This is a genomic window from Streptomyces sp. NPDC006602 (assembly GCF_042870385.1).
In the GTDB taxonomy this organism is placed as follows: Bacteria; Actinomycetota; Actinomycetes; order Streptomycetales; family Streptomycetaceae; genus Streptomyces.
Genome location: NZ_JBIAHG010000001.1, coordinates 336,782 through 358,964, shown reverse-complemented (window position 1 = coordinate 358,964; position 22,183 = coordinate 336,782). Strand labels below are relative to the sequence as shown.

The following is a 22,183-nucleotide window of genomic DNA, read 5'->3' as shown; positions in this document are numbered from 1 at the left end:
CTAGTTTCGGCGGGCCAGTGACAGTGTGCGTCGGGCTGTCTCCACTACTGCCGCGTCGATGAAACTGCCGTCCGGCAGGGCCTGGGCGCCCTGCTCGGTTGTCGCCGCCTTCACGATCGTTTCCGCTTCCTCGATCTCCTGGGCCGTGGGGAGGTACGCGCGTTCGATGACCGGGAGCTGCAGGGGGTGGATGGCGGAGCGGCCGAGGAAGCCGAGGGCGCGGCCGTGGGCGCAGGAGGCGGCGAGGGCGTTCAGGTCGCGGATGTCGGGGTGGACGGACTGGGGTGGCGGAGCGAGGCCGGCCGCGCGGGCGGCGACGATCACGCGGGAGCGGGACCAGTCGAGGCCCGTGTCGTCGCGTAGGCCCAGATCGGCGCGGAGGTCGGTCTCGCCGAGGGCGATGCTTCGCAGGGCCGGGTGTGCGGAGGCGATGGCGTGGGCGCGTTCGATGCCGAGGGCCGTTTCCAGGAGGGCGTGGAGCGGGGGCGCGCCTTTGTCGGCGGGGCCTGTCTCTTCGGCGACGCGGATGACCTGCTCGGGGGAGATCACCTTGGGGAGGCGGATGCCGGAGACGCCGGGAAGGGACGCCACCGCCGTCAGGTCCGCCGCCGCGAGTGGGCCGTCCGGGGCGTTCACGCGGACGTGCACCGGTACCGGCTGCGGCTCGGAGAGGCGTTCGGCGGTGGCCGCGCGGGCGTACGCCTTGCGGTCGGGGGCGACCGCGTCCTCCAGGTCGATCACGACGACGTCGGCGCCGGCGGTCAGGGCCTTGGCGACGATGTGCGGGCGGTCGCCGGGGACGTAGAGCCAGGTGAGGGGGGTCATACCGTGCCCTCCTCGCGCAGGGCCTCCAACTCCGCCGGTGTCAGGCCCAGTTCGGCCAGGACCGCCACCGTGTCCGCGCCGTGCGGGCGGCCCGTCCAACGGATCGCGCCGGGGGTGGCGGAGAGGCGGAAGAGGACGTTCTGCATGCGCAGGGGGCCCAGCTCGGGGTCGTCGACCGTGGTGACGGTGTCGAGGGCCTGGTACTGCGGGTCGGCCATCACGTCCCGTACGTCCTGGATCGGGGCGATGGCCGCCTCCGCCTTCTCGAAGGCGGCGAGGACCTCGGTGCGGGTGCGTTCGGCGATCCAGGTGCCGACCGCCTCGTCGAGGACGTCGGAGTGGGCCGCCCGCTCGGCGCCGGTGGCGAACCACGGCTCGTCGATCAGCTCCGGGCGGCCGACCAGGTGCATCACGCGTTCGGCGATCGACTGGGCGGAGGTGGAGACGGCGACCCAGGTGCCGTCCGCGGTGCGGTAGGTGTTGCGCGGGGCGTTGTTGGCGGACCGGTTGCCGGTGCGTTCCTGCACGTAGCCCAGCTGGTCGTACCAGGTCGGTTGCGGTCCCAGCGCCGTCAGGATCGGTTCGATGAGGGCCAGGTCGACGACCTGGCCCTCGCCGGTGCGGTCGCGGGCGGCGAGCGCGGTCATGACGGCGTAGGCCGTGGCCAGGCCCGCGATGGAGTCGGCCAGGCCGAACGGCGGGAGAGTCGGGGGTGCGTCCGGTTCTCCGGTGATCGCGGCGAAGCCGCTCATCGCCTCGGCGAGGGTGCCGAAGCCGGGGCGATGGGCGTAGGGGCCGAACTGGCCGAAGCCGGTGACGCGGGTGAGGACCAGGCGGGGGTTGGCGGCCGACAGTTCCTCCCAGCCGAGGTCCCATCTCTCCAGGGTGCCGGGGCGGAAGTTCTCGATGACGACGTCGGCAGTCTCGGCGAGGCGGAGAAGGGTGGTGCGGCCGGCCGGCTTGGACAGATCCAGCATGATCGTGCGCTTGTTGCGGCCGAGCAGCTTCCACCACAGGCCCACGCCGTTCTTCGACGGGCCGTGGCCTCGGGACGGGTCGGGCTTGGCCGGATGCTCGACCTTGATGACCTCCGCGCCGAAGTCGCCGAGCATGGTGGCGGCGAGGGGGCCGGCGAAGAGCGTGGCGAGGTCGAGGACGCGCAGGCCGGCGAGGGGGGTCTGGGTCATGCCGAGTACCGCGCTTCGATCTCGGAGCGGTACGGCATCGACGCCGAGGCGCCCGTCCGCTGCACGGAGAGTGCGGCAGCCGTGGCCGCCCATTCCAGGGCTTCGCGCACCGGTCGGCCCTCACCGAGGGCCACTGTCAGGGTGCCGACGAAGGTGTCGCCCGCGCCGGTCGAGTCCACGGCGGTGACCTGCGGTGCCGGGACGGTGAACGGCTCGGTGCCGCGGGCCGCGTAGAGGCTGCCGGCCGCGCCCAGGGTGACGACCACCTCCGGGACCTGTTCCAGCAGGGCCGCGGCCGCGCCGTGCGGGTCGGTGCGGCCGGTGAGGGAGGCTGCCTCGTGCTCGTTGGGCACCAACAGATCGACGGCGGCAAGGAGTTCGGGCGACAGCGGCTGGGCGGGGGCGGGAGTGAGGACCGTACGGACTCCGTGGTCGCGGGCCGTCCGCGCGCCCGCGAGGACCGCGGCCAGGGGGATCTCCAGCTGGAGGAGCAGGGCGTCGGCGGAGGCGATGAGGCCCTCGTCGCCGGGAGCGAGGTGGTCGACGGTGCCGTTGGCGCCGGGGATCACGACGATCGCGTTGCCTCCCTCGTCGTCCACGACGATGTGCGCGGTGCCGGAGGGGCCCTCGGTGGTGCGCAGGTGGTCGGTCACGACGCCGGAGAGTTCCAGTGTGGAGCGCAGACGGGCGCCGAAGGAGTCGTTGCCGACGGCGCCGATCATCGAGACGGTGGCGCCCGCGCGGGCCGCGGCGATCGCCTGGTTGGCGCCCTTGCCGCCGGGGATCGTACGGAACTCCCGGCCCGTCACGGTCTCTCCGCGCTGCGGGGCCTTCGCGACGTACGCGACCAGGTCCATGTTCGTGCTGCCGAGCACGGCGATGTGGGTCATGGGCGTGGTGCCTCCAGGTGGGTGAGGGCGTGGGTGAGGTGGGCGAGCGAGTCGAAGCCGGTGCCGTCGAAGTCGCCGATGCTGGTGGCGAGCCGGTTCTTCAGCGGGGTCGTCCAGCGGTCCGGGAGGGCGGCGGGGGAGCCGGCGAGGAGGGCGGCGATGCTGCCGGTCGTGGCGCCGTTGGAGTCGGTGTCCCAGCCTCCCGAGACGGCGCGGCAGATGGAACCGGTGAAGTCGCCGTTCGCGTGGGTGAGGGCGGCGGCGATCAGGGCGGTGTTGGGGACGGCGTGGACCCAGTGGTGGGTCTGGGCGTGGGTGGTGTGGAGTTCGTCGACGACCGTGTCGAAGTCGGTGTGTGTCTCGGCCAGTTGGATGGCGTGGGTGATGGCCTGTGCCAGGCGGGAGGCCGGGGGGATCACCGTGAGGCCGGTGCGGAGGGCGGTGTGGATGTCGGATGTGCCGGTTGCCGCCTGCGCGATGGTGGCCGCCGTGAACATCGCCGCGTAGACGCCGTTGGCGGTGTGGGTGAGGGTCGCGTCGCGGTGCGCCTGTTGCGCGGCGGCCGCGGGGTCGCCGGGGTTGGTCCAGCCGTGCACGTCCGCTCGGATCAGGGCGCCGATCCATTCGCGGAAGGGGTTGCGGTGGCGGGCGGTGTGCGGGGGTTCCAGGCCGGTGAGGAGGTTGCGGTAAGCGATGCGTTCGGCGGTGAAGGTGCGGCCGGCCGGGAGTTCCCCCAGCCAGAGGGTTGCCACGTCCGTGGTGGTGAAGGCTTTGCCGTGGCGTTGGAGCAGGAGGAGGTTGAGGAGGGGGTAGTTGAGGTCGTCGTCCTCCGGCATGCCGTCGATGTTCTCGGCGAGGGAGGTGCTTGCCGAGCGGCGGTTCCAGGGGTGTTGGGTGAGGAGTTCCGGGGGGACTCCTCGGGCTGTGAAGTAGGTGTGCAGGGGCCAGTTGCCGGTGGACCTGGCCAGCTCGCGGATGGCTTCGAGGGGGAGCTTCTCCACCGGTTTGCCGAGAAGACACCCGACGGCTCGGCCGAGCCAGGCGGCTTCCAGGCGGGCCTGGGAGGGGGGTGCTGTGAGTGGTGCTGTGGGGGTGGGATCGCTCCCCGGCGCTTGCGGGGTGCCGCCTGCGCCCACCCGTGCCGCCCCAGCGGCACGGCTGCCCGCAGGCTGTGTGGGTGTGGTGGGGCGGCTGCCGGCAGGCTGCGTGGGTCCGGTGGGGCGGCTGCCTGTGGGTTGTGTGGGCCAAGTCGGGCAGATGGCCTTGATCTTTGCGAGGTTCGTGGGCTCAAAGTCGGCCAACCTGCTGGGCAGGTCCGAGAGTTCGTCCAGCAAGTCCTCTGCGAGCTGGCGCAGGTATCTCGATGCCGGTTCTGGGGATGCGCCCGCTCGTAGGGGGGTTGTCGTGCCGCCCGCTGCTCTCCATCTCGCGGCGATCGCGGAGGGCTCGCGGCCGTCCTGGGTCGCCTGGTGGAGTTCGTGGCCGATCAGGTCCTCGGGCTGGACCCAGGTGAGGCGGAGCATGTCAGGCTCCGAGTTCGGTGAGGGCCGCCTCGTGGGCTCGGCGGCGGGTCACGTCCCGTTCGAAGATCTCCCTGGTGACGGCTGTGAGGGTGGTCGCCGGTTCCCACAGGTCCAGGCGGCTGGCCTCGGAGACCTGCTTCGCCCAGTCCTCCGGGACCTGCGAGCCGAGGGCGCCTGCCATCGCGCCCGCCATCGTCGCGATGGAGTCGCAGTCGCGCCCGTAGTTCACCGCGCCCAGGACCGCGTGGCGGTAGTCGCCGCGCGAGACCAGCAGCATGCCCAGGGCGATGGGGAGTTCCTCGATGGCGTGCAGGCGGGAGGGGCGGCGGGAGCCGAGGGAGGGCTGTCGGTAGTCGGGGCCGACCGTGTCGTACGGGGCCACCGCCTTCCGGAGAGGGGTCAGGGCCGACTCGAAGTCCGTATGCCGGGAGGCCGTTTCACAGACCTGCTCGATCGCCTTCCGGGTGCCGTCCTTCGCCAGGGAGAGGCAGGCGGAGACCACCGAGTCCGCAGTCGCGCCGGGGGCGCTCGCCGCCGCGACCGCCGCCGCGAGGACGGCCGCCGCCTCACGGCCGTACGACGACTGGTGGGCGCCCGCGATGTCCAGCGCCTCGGCGTACGCGCCCGCCGGGTTGGCCGCGTTGACCAGGCCGACCGGGGCCATGTACATCGCGGCGCCGCAGTTGACGATGTTGCCGACGCCGGCCTCGCGGGGGTCGACGTGGCCGTAGTGGAGGCGGGCCACCAGCCACTTCTCCGCGAGGAAGACGCGCTGCAGCGGGAGGGCCTCCGTCTCCAGCTCCGGGATCCAGCGCGGGTTCGTCATCAGGTCCGGGACCAGGTGGTCGGCGATCGCGTACGCGTCGAGGTGGTCGCGGACCCGCGCGTACACCCGTACCAGCGCGTGGGTCATCAAGGTGTCGTCGGTGACGTGACCGTCGCCCTTGTGGTACGGCGCGATGGGGCGGGCCGTGCGCCAGGCGTCGCCGTTCCAGGGGCCGACGATGCCGTGGACGCGGCCGGCGTGGCGCTGCAGGATCTGCTCGGGGGAGTACCCCTCGACGGGGCCGCCCAGCGCGTCGCCGACGGCCGCGCCGACGAGGGCGCCGGTGATGCGTTCGTCCAGACTCGAAGCGTGGCCGGTTTTTGCTCCTTTGGGTGTCATGCCCCGAATCATCCCTCCGGTGGGGCCGGTTGTGCGGCTTCCAGGAGTTCGGCGAGTTCCACCAGGTCGGTGTCGGTGAGGCGGGGGAGTACGCATCCGGAGAGGGTGCGACAGGTGTCGCGCCAGGAGGCGGGGATGGACGCGCCGCCGCCCAGGGCGCCGGTGAGGGCGCCCGCGAGGGCGGGGGCGGAGTCGGCGACGCGGGAGAGGCAGGCCGCTGCCGGTACCGCTTCCGCGATCCGGCCGTCCGCCGCGACCGCGAGGGCCAGGGCGACCGGGACCGTCTCGGCGGCGGCGATGCCGTAGCTGTAGACGTGGTCGACGATCTGGTGTTCCAGCAGGGGGACCAAAGCGAAAGCGCTCTCGGCGTCCTGGGCGAGTTTGAGGGCGTGGCGGGCGTTGCGGCCGATCTCGGTGGACTCGGGGAGTTCCGCGAGTGCGGCGGTGACGCATGCCTGTACGCCGGCTCCGGCCAGGGCGAGGGAGAGTGCCGCCGCCATCGCGCGGGCGCCGTGCACTCCGTCGCCGTCCTGGGTGTAGCGGGCGTCGAACTCGGCGAGTTCCGCGGCGCGTCGGGGGTCGCCGGGGTGGGCCACGGCGAGGACGCAGGCCCGTACGCAGGCGGCGTCGTCGAAGTAGTGCGGGTTGTCGTGGCCGGTGGCGGGCGGTCGGAGGCCGGTGGCTAGGTTGCCGAGGCCGGCGCGGACGGAGATGCGGGCGCGGAGGGGGAGCACCGCGGACTCGATCTCGGGGGCGCGGTCCGCCGCGGCGGCGACCTCGCTGGCCAGGGCGTTCCAGGTGAGGTCGATGGCGGCGCGGGTGCGGCGTTCTCGGCTCAGGTCGCCGAGGACGGTGTCGTCGCCTGCGCGGAGGACGGCCTCCGCCGCGAACACCGCCCACTCGGCGTCGTCGGAGGGGCCCAGGCGGAGGGGTTCGGGGGGTTGGTTCAGAGCGATGGGGACGGGGAGGGTTGTCGTCGCGTTCTGTTCGGCGAAGGTGTCGAGTTCGCGGGTGAGGCGGCGGGTCCAGTCGGGCATGCGGGCGGCTCGGTGGCGGGCGGCGGGCCAGCCGGCGGCGTCGCCTGCGGCGAGGCCGAGGAGGAGGCCCTCGGTTCGGCGGAGCTTGTGTACGGCCTCGGCTTCGCCTTCGGCCTTTGTGTTCCCACCCGCACCACCCGTGCGGCTTTCGTTGTCGGGTGCCGGTGGCCCCTGTGGGGCGTCCTCGCCGTTGGCGGCCTCGGGTGGTCCGTGTGGGGTGGGCTCGCCGTTGGCGGGTGTGGGTGGCTCGTGTGGGGGGTCCTCGTCGTCGGTGGTCCCGGGTGGAGTCTGTGGGGGGTCCTCGTCGTCGGTGGGCGTGGGTGGGATCAGCTCTGTTGTGAGGGACGTTGTCTCGTCCCATGGGGCGGGGGGCGTCATGAGGCCACCTCCGCCTCGGCGGGGGACTCGTCCGGTGCCGGGATCGCATCCGGTACGAAGCCCCCCGCTCCCCATCGCCCGTCCTCGCCCGGCGTCAGCAGCTCCGCCACGTCCAGGATGTGGTGGCCCGCCATGGACGGCAGGCAGCTGCCGCGTGCCGGGCCGATCGCCGATGCCCAGTCGGCCGGGATCGACGAGGCGCCCTGCGTCGCGCCGGCCAGGGCCCCGGCCACCGCCGCCGTGGTGTCGGCGTCGCGGCCCATGTTGACGGCTGTCAGGACCGCCTGGACGAAGTCGCCGTCGGCGGCCGCGTAGGCGCCGAAGGCGAGGGCGACCGCCTCGGGGGCGAGGTCGGTCCAGGGGTAGCCGCCGATGACGACCGCCGAGCGGACCGCGCGTTCGCCGCGGTGGGCCACCGCCACCGCACGGCGCAGCGAGCGGGCCGTCCAGGAGTCGTCGGGGACGACCGCCAGGGCGGAGGCGACCACGGCGATGGCGGGGGCCCCTGCCATCGCCGCCGCCACGCCCGCCGCCACCGCCTGGCCGCCGTAGATGCCCTCGCCGTCGTGGCTCACCGAGCCGTCGATGGCCACCAGGCGGGCGGCTTCGGCGGGGCGGCCGGACGCGAAGACGCCGAAGGGGGCCGCCCGCATGGCCAGGCCGTCGCTCCAGGCGTGGCGGTGCTGGGCGGAGATGGGGGCCGCGAGGCCGCGGCGCAGGTTCTCCAGCGTGCCGCGTTCGCTGAAGCCGGCGCCCCGGAAGGGGCCCTCGTGGCGGTCCGCGATCCACTGGTGCCAGGCCGCCTCGACGTGGGCCGGGGTGAGGGCCGAGCCGTGCCGGGCCAGCAGGAGGCCCGAGAAGATCGCGTACTCGGTGTCGTCCGTGCCCGACGGGTGGTCCGCGACATAGCCGGTGATACGGCCCCAGCGGGCGCGGATCTCGGAGGGCTTCATGTTCTCCGCCGGGGCCCCGAGAGCGTCTCCCACGGCCAGGCCGAGCAGGGCGCCGCGGGCCCGCTCACGGAGTTCGGCGGCGTTCTGGGGCGCCGGGACCGAGGGAATGCAGGCGATCGATGCCATACGCGGCCTCTCCTCCGGGGGCTGCGCGCAGGGGGCGGAGCCCTTTGCGGATGTGTCCCACCGGAGCGGTCCGCCAGAGCATCGGGGAGCTCGGCGTCACCCGGTCGACAGTTGTGCGGCACCCCGATCGAATGAGCGTCCGAGGGTAAAGCCGCAGGTTAGCCCAGCCTTTCCTTGCTGGCGGGCGGGAATTCGAGCGCGTAGTGTCCATGTTGTCGAGAATTGGAAGCAGTCCAATGAAGCTCCCTGGGGGACCGGATGGCCATCATCGAGACCGAGGCGTCACTGCACGAGGCGCACCGCGACAACCACACGCACCGCGATGTGAACGGCGGCTGGCTGCGGCCTGCCGTCTTCGGTGCGATGGACGGCCTGGTCTCCAATCTCGCCCTGATGACCGGTGTCGCGGGCGGATCGGTCGGCCATCAGACCATCGTCATCACCGGGCTTGCGGGACTCGCCGCCGGCGCCTTCTCCATGGCGGCCGGCGAGTACACCTCCGTCGCCTCGCAGCGCGAACTCGTCGAGGCCGAGCTGGACGTGGAGCGCCGGGAGCTGAGAAAGCACCCGAAGGACGAGGAGGCGGAGCTCGCGGCCCTGTACGAAGGGCGGGGGGTCGAACCGGAGCTGGCCCGTGAAGTGGCCCGGCAGCTGTCCCGCGACCCCGAGCAGGCGCTGGAGATACACGCCCGTGAGGAACTCGGCATCGACCCCGGTGACCTGCCGTCGCCGCTGGTCGCCGCCGTGTCGTCGTTCGGGTCGTTCGCGCTGGGCGCCCTGCTCCCCGTGCTGCCCTATCTGCTCGGTGCCGCCGATCTGTGGCCTGCCGTGCTGCTCGCGTTCTTCGGGCTCTTCGCGTGCGGCGCGATTGTGGCCAAGGTGACGGCTCGGAGCTGGTGGTTCAGCGGGCTGCGACAGCTCGCTCTGGGGGGCGCGGCGGCGGGTGTGACGTACGCCCTGGGCGGTTTGTTCGGAACGGCCGTAGGATAGATCGGCTGCAGGTTATGCGTTGGGCCGCATAAGTAGCCGTTACTCGCTGGTTTCGAATGCTTAACCACCGGGCATGAGCCGTAAGCGCTGCGGGCAAGGGAGCCTGCGGCGCACTCGCGGGGTGGGCGACGACGCCTGCTCCGCCACTGGGCCGACGGACACCGATCTGTCCTGTTCGGTCCCACATACTTCCAGCCACGTGCGCGGTACCCCCGCCGCCCCCGTGGCGTCCGCATGTTGGAACGGAGTATCCGGTTCCCGAGAACCGCTCCATCATGTAACCTGCACGAAATTTTGCACTCACGCAGAGGGCCAACGTCGTCCCTCGGCAATCTGCATATGCCACTTGACGACGACGGGAGAGCCGATGCGTACGCCGCGCCAGCCGTCCCAGCACTCCACGAATGGCCAGAACTGGTCCTTCATGGATGCTCGCCCTGCTGCGCAGGGTATGTACGACCCCCGCAACGAGCACGACGCCTGTGGCGTCGGCTTCGTGGCCACCCTCACCGGCGAGGCGAGCCACGCGCTGGTCGAGCAGGCGCTCACGGTTCTGCGCAACCTGGAGCACCGCGGTGCCACCGGCTCCGAGCCCGACTCGGGCGACGGCGCGGGCATCCTGTCCCAGGTGCCGGACGCCTTCTTCCGTGAGGTGGCCGCCTTCGAGCTGCCCGCGGCCGGTGCGTACGCGGTCGGCACCGCCTTCCTGCCCGAGGACGGGCTCGAGGACGCCGTCTCGCGGATCGAGACGATCGCCGCCGAGGAGGGCCTGACGGTCCTCGGCTGGCGCGAGGTGCCGGTCGCCCCCGAACTGCTCGGCGCCACCGCCCGGTCGACGATGCCCGTCTTCCGGCAGATCTTCGTCGCCGACGGCGTCTCGGAGGACATCACCCTCGACCGCAAGGCGTTCGTGCTGCGCAAGCGCGCCGAGCGCGAGGTCGACGTGTACTTCCCGTCGCTGTCCGCGCGGACCATCGTCTACAAGGGCATGCTGACCACCGGCCAGCTGGAGCCCTTCTTCCCGGACCTGTCCGACCGCCGCTTCGCCTCGGCCATCGCGCTCGTCCACTCCCGCTTCTCGACGAACACCTTCCCGAGCTGGCCGCTCGCGCACCCGTACCGCTTCGTCGCGCACAACGGTGAGATCAACACCGTCAAGGGCAACCGCAACTGGATGGTCGCCCGCGAATCGCAGCTGGTCTCCGACCTGTTCGGCGACAAGGGCCTGGACCGGGTCTTCCCGATCTGTACGCCCGACGCCTCCGACTCGGCCTCCTTCGACGAGGTGCTCGAACTCCTGCACCTGGGCGGCCGTTCACTGCCGCACTCCGTGCTGATGATGATCCCGGAGGCGTGGGAGAACCACGACTCCATGGACCCGGCCCGGCGCGCCTTCTACCAGTTCCACTCCAACATGATGGAGCCCTGGGACGGCCCGGCCTGTGTCACCTTCACCGACGGCAAGCAGGTCGGCGCGGTCCTGGACCGCAACGGACTGCGCCCCGGCCGCTACTGGGTCACCGACGACGGCCTCGTCGTCCTCGGCTCCGAGGTCGGCGTCCTCGACATCGAGCCCTCCAGGGTCGTCCGCAAGGGCCGCCTGCAGCCCGGCAAGATGTTCCTCGTCGACACCGTCGAGCACCGCATCATCGAGGACGACGAGATCAAGGCGCAGCTCGCCACCGAGGCGCCCTACGCCGAGTGGCTCGAAGCCGGCGAGATCGAGCTGTCCGACCTGCCCGAGCGCGAGCACATCGTGCACACGCACGCCTCTGTCACCCGCCGTCAGCAGACCTTCGGCTACACCGAGGAGGAGCTGCGCGTCCTCCTCGCGCCGATGGCCAAGGCAGGTGCCGAGCCGATCGGTTCGATGGGCACGGACTCGCCGATCGCCGCGCTGAGCGAGCGTCCGCGCCTGCTCTTCGACTACTTCACCCAGCTGTTCGCCCAGGTCACCAACCCGCCGCTGGACGCGATCCGCGAGGAACTCGTCACCTCCCTGCGCTCGTCGCTGGGCCCGGCCGGCAACCTGCTCGACCCGAACGCCGCCTCCTGCCGCAGCGTCGTCCTGCCCTTCCCGGTCATCGACAACGACGAGCTGGCCAAGCTCATCCACATCAACGCCGACGGCGACATGCCGGGCATGAAGGCCGCGACCCTGTCCGGTCTGTACCGGGTCTCCGGCGGCGGTGAGGCCCTCGCCGCGCGCCTCGAGGAGATCTGCGCCGAGGCCGACGCCGCCATAGAGAACGGCGCCCGGCTGATCGTCCTGTCGGACCGCCACTCCGACGCCGAGCACGCGCCGATCCCGTCGCTGCTGCTCACCGCAGCCGTCCACCACCACCTCATCGGCACCAAGCAGCGCACCCAGGTGGGCCTGCTGGTCGAGGCCGGCGACGTCCGCGAGGTCCACCACGCCGCCCTGCTCATCGGCTTCGGCGCCGCGGCCGTGAACCCGTACCTGGCCATGGAGTCCGTCGAGGACCTGGTCCGCGCGGGCACCTTCCTGCAGGCCATCGAGCCCGAGCAGGCCATCCGCAACCTGATCTACGCCCTCGGCAAGGGCGTCCTGAAGGTCATGTCGAAGATGGGTATCTCGACCGTCGCCTCCTACCGCGGCGCCCAGGTCTTCGAAGCGGTCGGCCTGGACGAGGAGTTCGTCAAGAAGTACTTCCGCGGTACGGCCACCAAGATCGGCGGCGTCGGCCTCGACGTCATCGCCAAGGAGGTCGCCGCCCGCCACGCGAAGGCGTACCCGGCGAGCGGCATCGCGCCCGCGCACCGCGCCCTCGACATAGGCGGTGAGTACCAGTGGCGCCGCGAGGGTGAGCCGCACCTGTTCGACCCGGAGACGGTCTTCCGCCTCCAGCACTCCACGCGCAGCGGCCGCTACGACATCTTCAAGAAGTACACCGAGCGCGTGAACGAGCAGTCCGAGCGCCTGATGACGCTGCGCGGCCTGTTCGGCTTCAAGTCCGACCGGCAGCCGATCTCCATCGACGAGGTCGAGCCGGTCGGCGAGATCGTCAAGCGCTTCTCGACGGGCGCCATGTCGTACGGCTCCATCTCCAAGGAAGCCCACGAGACGCTCGCCATCGCCATGAACCAGCTGGGCGGCAAGTCCAACACCGGTGAGGGCGGCGAGGACGCGGACCGCCTGTACGACCCGGCCCGCCGCTCGTCGATCAAGCAGGTCGCCTCCGGCCGCTTCGGCGTGACGTCGGAGTACCTGGTCAACGCCGACGACATCCAGATCAAGATGGCCCAGGGTGCCAAGCCCGGCGAGGGCGGTCAGCTGCCCGGCCACAAGGTCTACCCGTGGGTCGCCAAGACCCGGCACTCGACTCCGGGTGTCGGTCTGATCTCCCCGCCGCCGCACCACGACATCTACTCCATCGAGGACCTGGCCCAGCTGATCCACGACCTGAAGAACGCGAACCCGCAGGCGCGGATTCACGTGAAGCTGGTCTCGGAGGTCGGCGTCGGCACGGTCGCCGCCGGTGTGTCGAAGGCGCACGCGGACGTGGTGCTCATCTCCGGCCACGACGGCGGTACGGGTGCCTCCCCGCTCACCTCGCTCAAGCACGCGGGCGGCCCCTGGGAGCTCGGTCTCGCCGAGACCCAGCAGACGCTGCTGCTCAACGGCCTGCGCGACCGCATCGTCGTGCAGACCGACGGTCAGCTGAAGACCGGCCGTGACGTCGTCATCGCCGCGCTGCTCGGCGCCGAGGAGTTCGGTTTCGCGACCGCGCCGCTCGTCGTCTCCGGCTGCGTCATGATGCGCGTCTGCCACCTGGACACCTGCCCGGTCGGCATCGCCACCCAGAACCCGGTCCTGCGCGACCGGTTCACCGGCAAGGCCGAGTACATCGTGAACTTCTTCCGGTTCATCGCCGAGGAGGTTCGCGAGATCCTCGCCGAGCTGGGCTTCCGCACCATCGAGGAGGCCGTCGGCCACGCCGAGACCCTCGACGTCGAGCGGGCCGTCAACCACTGGAAGGCGCAGGGCCTGGACCTGACTCCGCTCTTCTACGTGCCCCAGCTGCCCGAGGGCACCCCGCTCCACCAGGTCATCGCGCAGGACCACGGCCTGGAGAAGGCGCTCGACAACGAGCTGATCAAGCTCGCCGGCGACGCCCTGGCCGCGGACTCCGCGACCGACGCCCAGCCGGTGCGCGCCCAGGTCGCCATCCGCAACATCAACCGCACGGTCGGCACCATGCTCGGCCACGAGGTGACGAAGAAGTTCGGTGGCGCGGGCCTGCCCGACGACACCATCGACATCACCTTCACCGGCAGCGCCGGCCAGTCCTTCGGCGCCTTCCTGCCGCGCGGTGTCACACTGCGCCTCGAAGGCGACGCCAACGACTACGTCGGCAAGGGCCTCTCCGGCGGCCGGGTGATCGTCCGTCCCGACCGGGGCGCCGACCACCTCGCCGAGTTCTCGACGATCGCGGGCAACACCATCGCGTACGGCGCGACCAGCGGCGAGCTGTTCCTGCGCGGCCGGACGGGCGAGCGGTTCTGCGTCCGCAACTCCGGCGCGACGGTCGTCTCCGAGGGCGTGGGCGACCACGGCTGCGAGTACATGACCGGCGGTCACGCGGTGGTCCTCGGCGAGACGGGACGCAACTTCGCGGCCGGCATGTCCGGCGGTGTCGCGTACGTCATCGACCTGAACCGCGACAACGTCAACATCGGCAACGTGGGCGCCATCGAGGCCCTCTCCGATGACGACAAGCAATGGCTGCACGACGTGGTGCGCCGCCACGCCGAGGAGACCGGCTCGACGGTCGCCGAGAAGCTGCTCGCCGACTGGGACGCCTCCTTGGAGCGCTTCAGCAAGATCATCCCCAGCACGTACAAGGCAGTGCTCGCCGCCAAGGACGCCGCCGAGCGAGCGGGTCTCACCGAGACCGAGATCACCGAGAAGATGATGGAGGCGGCGATCAATGGCTGACCCGAAGGGCTTTTTGAACCACGGGCGCGAGGTCGCCAGGTCCCGCCCCGTCGAGGAACGTCTGAAGGACTGGAACGAGGTCTACGTTCCCGGCTCCCTGCTGCCGATCATCAGCAAGCAGGCCAGCCGGTGCATGGACTGCGGCATCCCGTTCTGTCACAACGGCTGTCCGCTGGGGAACCTGATCCCCGAGTGGAACGACTACGCCTACCGCGAGGACTGGGCGAACGCCTCCGAGCGGCTGCACGCCACGAACAACTTCCCGGAGTTCACGGGCCGCCTGTGCCCCGCTCCCTGCGAGTCGGCGTGTGTGCTGGGCATCAACCAGCCGCCGGTGACCATCAAGAACGTCGAGGTCTCGATCATCGACAAGGCGTGGGAGACCGGTGACGTCGCCCCGCAGGCCCCTGACCGCCTGTCCGGCAAGACGGTCGCGGTCATCGGCTCGGGCCCCGCGGGCCTGGCCGCCGCCCAGCAGCTCACCCGGGCCGGCCACACCGTCGCCGTCTACGAGCGCGCGGACCGCATCGGAGGGCTCCTGCGGTACGGCATCCCCGAGTTCAAGATGGAGAAGCGGCACATCAACCGCCGTATCGAGCAGATGCGCGCGGAGGGCACCCGCTTCCGTACGGGCATCGAGATCGGCCGCGACCTCAAGGCGACCGACCTGAAGAAGCGGTACGACGCGATCGTGATCGCCGCCGGTGCGACGACCGCGCGTGACCTGCCGGTCCCGGGCCGCGAGCTCAAGGGCATCTACCAGGCCATGGAGTACCTGCCCCTGGCCAACAAGGTGCAGGAGGGCGACTTCGTGGCGCCCCCGATCTCGGCCGAGGGCAAGCACGTGGTCGTGATCGGCGGCGGTGACACCGGCGCCGACTGCGTGGGCACCGCCCACCGCCAGGGCGCGGCCTCCGTCACGCAGCTGGAGATCATGCCCCGCCCGAATGAGGACCGGAACCCGGTCTCCCAGCCGTGGCCGACCTTCCCGATGCTCTACAAGGTCACCTCCGCGCACGAGGAGGGCGGCGAGCGGGTCTACTCCGTCTCCACCACCCACTTCGAGGGCGACGAGGACGGCAACGTCCAGTGGCTGCACCTCACCGAGGTCGAGTTCGTCGAGGGCAAGCTGACCCAGAAGCCGGGCACGGAGCGCACGATCCCCGCCCAGCTGGTCACCCTCGCCATGGGCTTCACCGGCACCGACCGCGAGAACGGCCTGGTCGACCAGTTCGGCCTGGAGCTCGACGAGCGCGGCAACATCGCCCGCGACGCCGACTTCCAGACCAACGTGCCGGGCGTCTACGTCGCCGGTGACGCCGGCCGCGGCCAGTCGCTCATCGTGTGGGCGATCGCCGAGGGCCGCTCGGCCGCGCGCGGCGTCGACCGCTTCCTGACCGGTGACAGCGAGCTGCACGCCCCGATCCGGCCGACCGACCGCTCGCTGATGGTCTGACGGCCACATAAAAAAGCGTCCCGTACAAAGGCGTACGGAACACGAGACGGCGCCTGCCCCAGTCCCCGACCGGACATGGGCAGGCGCCGCCGCATGTGCGGTGACATTTCCTGCTCACTCGTCCGCTCGCACCGTTGGCCCAGGGGTGACCGTCGTGTCAATCTGGATTGGATCCGACGGGGAGGCGACGACGTATGGACGGCGTACGACCGGCGGACGAGACGACGCGTTCCGTCCGCTCCCGCAGGGAGCCCCCCGCCAAGGGCGAGAAGCTCGCCACCTGGGCGGACGGGCGGCTCGGACTCTTCGCGCTGGCCAAGGCCAACATGCGCAAGGTGTTCCCGGACCACTGGTCGTTCATGCTGGGCGAGGTCTGCCTCTACAGCTTCCTCGTCCTGATCCTCACCGGTGTCTACCTCACCCTGTTCTTCGATCCGAGCACCACCGAGGTCGTCTACAACGGCTCCTACGAACCGCTCAACGGCGTCCTGATGACCAGGGCCTACGAGTCCACGCTCGACATCAGCTTCGACGTGCGCGGCGGGCTGCTCATCCGGCAGATCCACCACTGGGCCGCGCTGGTCTTCGTCACCGGCATGCTGGTGCACATGATGCGGGTGTTCTTCACCGGCGCCTTCCGCAAGCCGCGCGAGGTCAACTGGGTGTTCGGCTGGACCCTGCTGTTCCTCGGCATCGTCACCGGCCTGACCGGCTACTCGCTCCCCGACGACCTGCTGTCCGGCACCGGTCTGCGCTTCGCACACGGCGCGATCCTGTCCGTACCGATCGTGGGAACGTACCTGGCGTTCTTCCTCTTCGGCGGGCAGTTCCCCGGGGAGGACTTCATCGCGCGGCTGTACCCGGTCCACATCCTGCTGCTGCCCGGGATCATGCTCGGCCTGGTGGTCGCCCATCTGATCCTGATCTTTTACCACAAGCACACGCAGTACCCGGGGCCCGGCCGCGACAACAAATCCATTGTCGGCATGCCCTTCCTGCCGGTCTACATGGCGAAGGCGGGCGGCTTCTTCTTCCTCGTCTTCGGCGCCCTCGCCATCATGGGCGGCATCGCCAGCATCAACCCGGTGTGGGCCTTCGGGCCGTACCGCCCGGACCTGGTGACCACCGGCGCCCAACCCGACTGGTACCTGGGCTTCTCCGAGGGGCTGATCCGGGTGATGCCGGGATGGGAGATCAACTTCTGGGGCCACACCCTGGAGCCGGGCGTCTTCATCCCCTTCTCGCTCTTCCCGCTGATCCTGCTCGCCATCGGGCTGTACCCGTTCATCGAGGCATGGATCACCGGCGACAGACGCGAGCACCACATCCTGGACCGGCCGCGGAACGCACCCGTGCGCACCGGCCTCGGGGCCGCCTGGCTGAGCCTGTACGCGGTGCTGCTGATCGGCGGCGGCAACGACATCGTGGCCACGCATCTGCACCTGTCCATCAACGTGATCACCTGGTTCGTGCGCATCGCCGTCTTCGTGATGCCGGTCCTCGCCTACATGGTGACGAAGCGGATCTGTCTCGGGCTGCAGCGCCGCGACCGGGACAAGGTGCTGCACGGCAGGGAGTCCGGCACCATCAAACGGCTCCCGCACGGCGAGTTCGTCGAGGTCCACGAACCCCTCTCGCAGGCACACCTGCACACGCTCACCCAGCACGAGCAGGAGCCGCCGTACGAGATCGGGCGGCTCGTCGACGCGGGCGGTGTACGGCGGCCGGTGAAGGTCTCCCAGCGGGTGCGGGCGCGACTGGCCAAGGCGATGTTCGGGCCCGACACGCGGATCCCGAAGCCGACGGTCGAGGAGTACCGGGAGCTCACGAGCGGCGATCACCACCACTGAAACTCACGAGCGGCGATCACCCTCACTGAGGAGGACGGTTGCCCGGCACTCGTCGGGGCTGCCCCAGGCGGTGCGCAGGGCGCGCGCCTTGGTGAGCCAGAGGGACAGGTCGTACTCCGCCGTGTAGCCGATCGCGCCGTGCAGTTGGAGGGCCGTACGAGCGGTGGTGTACGCCGCCTCGCAGGCCATGACCTTCGCGGCGGCGACGTCTTGGTCCGTCATCGTCAGGGCGGCGCCGAAGAGCAGGGGGCGTGCGAACTCCAGCGCGATCTTCGCGTCGGCCAGCTGGTGTTTGACGGCCTGGAACGAGCCTGTGGGGACACCGAATTGGATGCGCTGCCTGACGTAGGCGACGGTTTTGTCGAGGAGAGTGAGTCCGACGCCGAGGGCCTGGGCGGCGGTGGCGAGGCGGGCCCAGGTGAGAGCCAGGGCGGTGGCAGTGGTGACCTGTGGGCCGGTGGCGAGGAGTTCCCCTCCGGCCGGTGGAGGGAAGAGCCGACGGGCGGGGTCGAGGCAGGGCCGCGGGGCGCCGGGCACAGGGGGCGTCAGGCGCAGCTCGGTCGCACCGGACACCGCCAGCCGTAGGTCGGCGATGTCCGCGTCCAGCGCGTACGGCCCCACCGCCAGCGTCGCCGTCGACTCGCCCGAAGCCAGCGCGGGCAGCAGGCGCTTGGCCGGCCCCGCGTCGTCCAGCCCGGCGAGCAGCGCGGCCGCCGCGACCGTCTCCACCAAGGGCCCCGGCACCGCGTGCCGCCCCAACTCCACGAAGGCGACGGCGAGTTCCACGGGCCGGGGGCCCACCCCCTCGTACGCCTCCGGTACCGCCAGCGCGAACACGCCCGCCTCCGCGATCCGGCGCCACAGCGCACGGCCGCTCGTGTGTTCGCCCCGGCTTCGGTCCCGTATCACCGAAGGCGTGTCCGCGGCCGTCAGCATCGCTTCCAGCGCGTCGGCGAACGCGCGCTGTTCGGTGTCCAGGAGGAAGCGCATCAGCGGCGTCCCTTCGGCAGGCCCAGCAGGCGCTCGGCGATGATGTCGCGCTGGATCTCGTTGGTGCCGGCGTAGATCGGGCCGGCGAGGGAGAAGACGTAGCCCTCACACCAGTCCGTGTCGGCCGACTCGCCCTCCAGGCCGAGGAGATCGAGCGCCGTCTCGTGCAGCGCGATGTCGTACTCGGACCAGAAGACCTTGTTGAGACTGGACTCGGGGCCGATCGACTCGCCGTCGAGGAAGCGGGAGGCGGCGGCGTAGGTGAAGAGCTGGTAGGCGCGGGCGCCGATGAGGGCGTCGGCCACGCGGTCGCTCGTGCCGGCCGGGCGGCCCTGTGCCTGCCAGAGCTCGGACAGCCGGGCGGCGCTCGCGAGGAAGCGGCCGGGGGAGCGCAGGGTCAGGCCGCGTTCGTTGCCCGCTGTCGACATGGCGACCCGCCAGCCCTGCCCGGGCTCGCCGATCACGTCCTCGTCGGGCACGAACACCTCGTCCAGGAAGAGCTCCGCGAAGGCCGGCTTTCCGTCGAGGCGGCCGATCGGGCGGACCGTGACGCCCGGGGCGCGCAGGTCGAACATCAGGCAGGTGAGGCCCTGGTGCGGCTTCGGGGTGTCCGGGTCGCTGCGGAACAGGCCGAACGCGCGGTCCGCGAAGGCCGCCCGTGACGACCAGGTCTTCTGGCCGCTCAACAGCCAGCCGCCGTCCGTACGGACCGCCCTCGATCTCAGGGACGCCAGGTCCGAACCCGCCTCCGGCTCCGACCAGGCCTGCGCCCAGATCACCTCGCCGCGGGCCATGGGCGGGAGCACGCGCGCGCGTTGCTGCTCGGTGCCGTGGTCGAAGAGGGTCGGGGCGAGGAGGCTGATGCCGTTCTGGCCGACCCTTCCCGGAGCGCCCGCCGCGTAGTACTCCTCCTCGAAGAGCAGCCACCCGATCAGGCCCGCGTCCCGGCCGCCGTAGGCCGTCGGCCAGTTCACCACCGACCAGCGGTCCGCGGCGAGTTCGGCCTCCCACGCGCGGTGCGCCGCGAAGCCCTCCTCCGTCTCCAGGGAGGGGAGGGGGGAGGTCGGCACATTCGCGTGCAGCCAGGTCCGGGCCTCGGTGCGGAGCGCCTCGTCGGCGGCAGAGTGGGCCAGGTCCACCATCACTCTCCTTCCCTAACAAGTGTTTGGTAGGTTAGCGTGCTGTCATGAAGAACGTCGAGGCTCCGGCTTACGTTCCCGGTCACGGCCTGCTCGGCGGGCGCACGGCCGTCATCACGGCGGCGGCGGGCGCGGGGATCGGCGGGGCGACCGCGCGCCGCTTCCTGGAGGAGGGCGCGCGCGTGCTGATCAGCGACGCCCACGCGCGCCGGCTGAAGGAGCACGAGGCCGAGCTGAGCCGGGAGTTTCCGGGGGCGGTGGCAGCCGTCCCTTGTGATGTCACCGACGAGGCACAGGTGCGGGCACTGTTCGACGCCGCCGTACAGGAGCACGGACGGCTGGACGTCGTGGTCAACAACGCGGGGCTCGGTGGGACTTCGCCCCTCGTCGAGATGACGGACGAGCAGTGGTCGCGGGTGCTCGACGTGACCTTGAACGGCACCTTCCGGTGCACCCGGGCCGCCCTCCGGTCGATGAAGCCGACCGGAGCCGGTGTGATCGTCAACAACGCCTCCGTCGTCGGCTGGCGTGCCCAGGCCGGACAGGCGCACTACGCCGCCGCGAAGGCGGGCGTGATGGCGCTGACCCGGTGCGCGGCGATGGAGGCGGCCGAGTACGGGGTGCGGGTCAACGCCGTGTCACCGAGCCTCGCCATGCACCCGCACCTGGCGAAGGTGACCTCGGCTCAGCTGCTGGAGGAGCTGACCGCGCGTGAGGCCTTCGGGCGGTACGCCGAACCGTGGGAGGTGGCCAACGTGATCGTGTTCCTGGCGTCGGACTACTCCTCGTACATGACCGGAGAGGTCGTCTCCGTGAGCAGCCGACACCCCTGAGACCTGAGCAGCCGACAATGGATCCGTGCCTACGAAGAAGAGCCCCCAGGTGACCGCCACAGAGCCCCCCGCGACCGCCGCCGCTCGCGACCGCCGCCGCGAACTCCTCGACACCGCAGCCGAGGTCTTCGCCGAGCAGGGCTACAACGCCACCACCGTCCGCAAGATCGCGGACCACGCGGGCATGCTCGCGGGCAGCCTCTACTACCACTTCGACTCCAAGGAATCGATGCTGGAGGAGATCCTGCGGACCTTCCTCGACGAGCTCTGGGGCGGCTACGACACCGTCCTCGGCGGCGAACTCGGGCCGCGCGAGACCCTCGAAGCCCTGGTCACCGAGTCGTTCCGGGAGATCGACCGGCACCGCGCGGCCGTCGCCATCTACCAGAAGGAGAGCAAGCAACTCGTCGCACAGGAGCGGTTCGCGTTCCTCGCCGAGTCGCAGCGCAGGTTCGAGAAGGCATGGCTGTCCACGCTGGAGCGCGGGGTCGCCGCCGAGGTGTTCCGGGCCGACCTCGACGTCCGGCTCACCTACCGGTTCGTGCGCGACACCGTGTGGGTCGCCGCGTCCTGGTACCGGCCCGGTGGACAGCACAGCCCGGAGGAGATCGCCCGGCAGTACCTGTCGATGGTGCTGGACGGGATCGCCGTACGCACGTAACTCAATGGGGAGTCTGGGGAGTCGCCATGGCCGAGGCCTACATCGTCGAAGCGGTCCGTACGCCCGTGGGGCGGCGCGGGGGAGGACTGAGCGGGGTCCATCCGGCCGACCTGGGCGCGCATGTGCTGAAGGAGCTGGTCGCCCGAGCCGGTGTCGACCCGGCGGCCGTCGAGGACGTCGTCTTCGGCTGCCTCGACACCGTGGGGCCGCAGGCCGGGGACATCGCGCGGACCTGCTGGCTGGCGGCCGGGCTGCCCGAGGAGGTGCCGGGCGTGACGGTGGACCGGCAGTGCGGCTCCTCGCAGCAGGCCGTGCACTTCGCCGCGCAGGCCGTGCTGTCCGGGACGCAGGACCTGGTCGTCGCCGGTGGCGTGCAGAACATGTCGCAGATCCCGATCGCCTTCGCGACCCGGCAGGCCGCCGAGCCCCTCGGGTTCACGCAGGGGCCCTTCGCGGGCAGCGAGGGCTGGCGGGCGCGGTACGGGGACCGGGCGGTGAACCAGTTCGTCGGCGCCGAGATGATCGCCGCCAAGTGGGGCATCAGCAGGCAGGACCAGGAGGAGTTCGCGCTGCGGTCGCACCGGCGGGCACTGCGGGCCATCGACGAGGGCCGCTTCGAGCGGGAGATCGTGGCGTACGGCCAGGCCGCCGTCGACGAGGGCCCGCGCCGGGACACCTCCCTGGAGAAGATGGCCGCGCTGAAGCCCGTCATCGACGGCGGCACCGTCACCGCGGCCTGCTCCTCGCAGGTCTCCGACGGGGCGGCGGCCATGCTGCTGGCCTCGGAGCGGGCGGTGCACGAGCACGGGCTGCGCCCACGCGCGCGCGTGCACCATCTCTCCGTACGCGGCGAGGACCCCATCCGTATGCTGACCGCGCCCATACCGGCCACCGCCCACGCCCTGAAGAAGACCGGCCTCACCCTCGACGACATCGACCTCGTCGAGATCAACGAGGCCTTCGCCCCGGTCGTCCTGGCCTGGCTGAAGGAGACCGGCGCGGACCCCGACAAGGTGAACGTCAACGGCGGTGCGATCGCCCTCGGGCATCCGCTGGGCGCGACGGGCGTCAAGCTGATGACGACCCTGCTGCACGAACTGGAACGCACCGGCGGCCGGTTCGGACTCCAGACGATGTGCGAGGGCGGCGGGCAGGCGAATGTCACGGTCATCGAGAGGCTGTAGGCCGCTCGACGACATCGCGAGGCTGTGAGCCGCTCG

At 71.2% G+C, this 22,183-nt stretch carries 16 protein-coding genes; 7 read left to right on the top strand and 9 right to left on the bottom strand.

Features of this window, described 5'->3' with window-relative positions:
* The 7 genes from ACFYO2_RS01630 to ACFYO2_RS01600 are packed head-to-tail and all read right to left on the bottom strand — an operon-like array spanning nt 1 to nt 8,084.
* Nucleotides 1-825 (bottom strand): HpcH/HpaI aldolase/citrate lyase family protein, encoded by an 825-nt coding sequence (locus tag ACFYO2_RS01630; protein ID WP_388342535.1) that lies wholly within the window; start codon nt 823-825, stop codon nt 1-3.
* Nucleotides 822-2,012: a CaiB/BaiF CoA transferase family protein gene (locus ACFYO2_RS01625; RefSeq protein WP_388342533.1), complete on the bottom strand. Its 1,191-nt coding sequence runs from the start codon at nt 2,010-2,012 to the stop codon at nt 822-824. The genes ACFYO2_RS01630 and ACFYO2_RS01625 overlap by 4 nt, the downstream gene beginning before the upstream one ends.
* Nucleotides 2,009-2,902 carry a ribokinase gene (rbsK, locus tag ACFYO2_RS01620; RefSeq protein ID WP_388342530.1) on the bottom strand — a complete coding sequence of 298 codons (894 nt, stop codon included), beginning with the start codon at nt 2,900-2,902 and terminating at the stop codon, nt 2,009-2,011. The genes ACFYO2_RS01625 and rbsK overlap by 4 nt, the downstream gene beginning before the upstream one ends.
* Nucleotides 2,899-4,425, bottom strand: a complete 1,527-nt coding sequence (locus ACFYO2_RS01615; RefSeq protein WP_388342528.1) for an ADP-ribosylglycohydrolase family protein — start codon at nt 4,423-4,425, stop codon at nt 2,899-2,901. The genes rbsK and ACFYO2_RS01615 overlap by 4 nt, the downstream gene beginning before the upstream one ends.
* A 1-nt stretch (nt 4,426) precedes the next feature.
* Complete coding sequence (locus ACFYO2_RS01610) at nt 4,427-5,590, bottom strand: ADP-ribosylglycohydrolase family protein (protein ID WP_388342526.1); 1,164 nt, start codon at nt 5,588-5,590, stop codon at nt 4,427-4,429.
* A gap of 8 nt (nt 5,591-5,598) precedes the next feature.
* Nucleotides 5,599-7,005, bottom strand: coding sequence for an ADP-ribosylglycohydrolase family protein (locus ACFYO2_RS01605; RefSeq protein ID WP_388342523.1), 1,407 nt, complete (start codon nt 7,003-7,005; stop codon nt 5,599-5,601).
* A complete protein-coding gene (locus ACFYO2_RS01600; protein WP_388342521.1) occupies nt 7,002-8,084 on the bottom strand; it encodes an ADP-ribosylglycohydrolase family protein in 1,083 nt (360 codons plus the stop codon). The genes ACFYO2_RS01605 and ACFYO2_RS01600 overlap by 4 nt, the downstream gene beginning before the upstream one ends.
* Before the next feature lie 258 nt (nt 8,085-8,342).
* On the opposite strand from ACFYO2_RS01600, the gene ACFYO2_RS01595 reads away from it, so the two are divergent.
* From ACFYO2_RS01595 to ACFYO2_RS01580, 4 genes are all read left to right on the top strand, one after another.
* Nucleotides 8,343-9,074 (top strand): VIT1/CCC1 transporter family protein, encoded by a 732-nt coding sequence (locus ACFYO2_RS01595; protein ID WP_388342518.1) that lies wholly within the window; start codon nt 8,343-8,345, stop codon nt 9,072-9,074.
* Nucleotides 9,075-9,441: 367 nt separating this feature from the next.
* A complete protein-coding gene (gltB, locus tag ACFYO2_RS01590) occupies nt 9,442-14,034 on the top strand; it encodes a glutamate synthase large subunit (protein WP_388342515.1) in 4,593 nt (1,530 codons plus the stop codon).
* A complete protein-coding gene (locus tag ACFYO2_RS01585) occupies nt 14,027-15,490 on the top strand; it encodes a glutamate synthase subunit beta (protein WP_388342513.1) in 1,464 nt (487 codons plus the stop codon). Before gltB ends, ACFYO2_RS01585 begins: the two co-directional genes overlap by 8 nt.
* A 194-nt stretch (nt 15,491-15,684) precedes the next feature.
* Nucleotides 15,685-17,340, top strand: coding sequence for a cytochrome bc complex cytochrome b subunit (locus ACFYO2_RS01580; RefSeq protein WP_388342511.1), 1,656 nt, complete (start codon nt 15,685-15,687; stop codon nt 17,338-17,340).
* 3 nt (nt 17,341-17,343) lie between these two features.
* Here ACFYO2_RS01580 and ACFYO2_RS01575 read toward each other — a convergent pair whose 3' ends face one another.
* Together ACFYO2_RS01575 and ACFYO2_RS01570 are read right to left on the bottom strand one after the other, a co-directional pair.
* Nucleotides 17,344-18,330, bottom strand: coding sequence for an acyl-CoA dehydrogenase family protein (locus ACFYO2_RS01575; RefSeq protein ID WP_388342509.1), 987 nt, complete (start codon nt 18,328-18,330; stop codon nt 17,344-17,346).
* Complete coding sequence (locus tag ACFYO2_RS01570; protein WP_388342507.1) at nt 18,330-19,472, bottom strand: acyl-CoA dehydrogenase family protein; 1,143 nt, start codon at nt 19,470-19,472, stop codon at nt 18,330-18,332. The genes ACFYO2_RS01575 and ACFYO2_RS01570 overlap by 1 nt, the downstream gene beginning before the upstream one ends.
* A 44-nt stretch (nt 19,473-19,516) precedes the next feature.
* Here ACFYO2_RS01570 and ACFYO2_RS01565 point away from each other — a divergent pair, with 44 nt between their 5' ends.
* The 3 genes from ACFYO2_RS01565 to ACFYO2_RS01555 are packed head-to-tail and all read left to right on the top strand — an operon-like array spanning nt 19,517 to nt 22,147.
* Nucleotides 19,517-20,302 (top strand): SDR family oxidoreductase, encoded by a 786-nt coding sequence (locus ACFYO2_RS01565; protein WP_388342504.1) that lies wholly within the window; start codon nt 19,517-19,519, stop codon nt 20,300-20,302.
* Between the two features lie 25 nt (nt 20,303-20,327).
* Complete coding sequence (locus ACFYO2_RS01560) at nt 20,328-20,963, top strand: TetR/AcrR family transcriptional regulator (protein ID WP_388342501.1); 636 nt, start codon at nt 20,328-20,330, stop codon at nt 20,961-20,963.
* Nucleotides 20,964-20,989: 26 nt separating this feature from the next.
* Entirely contained in the window at nt 20,990-22,147 is a 1,158-nt protein-coding gene (locus ACFYO2_RS01555; protein WP_388342499.1) for an acetyl-CoA C-acetyltransferase, read from the top strand.
* Nucleotides 22,148-22,183: the final 36 nt, after the last annotated feature.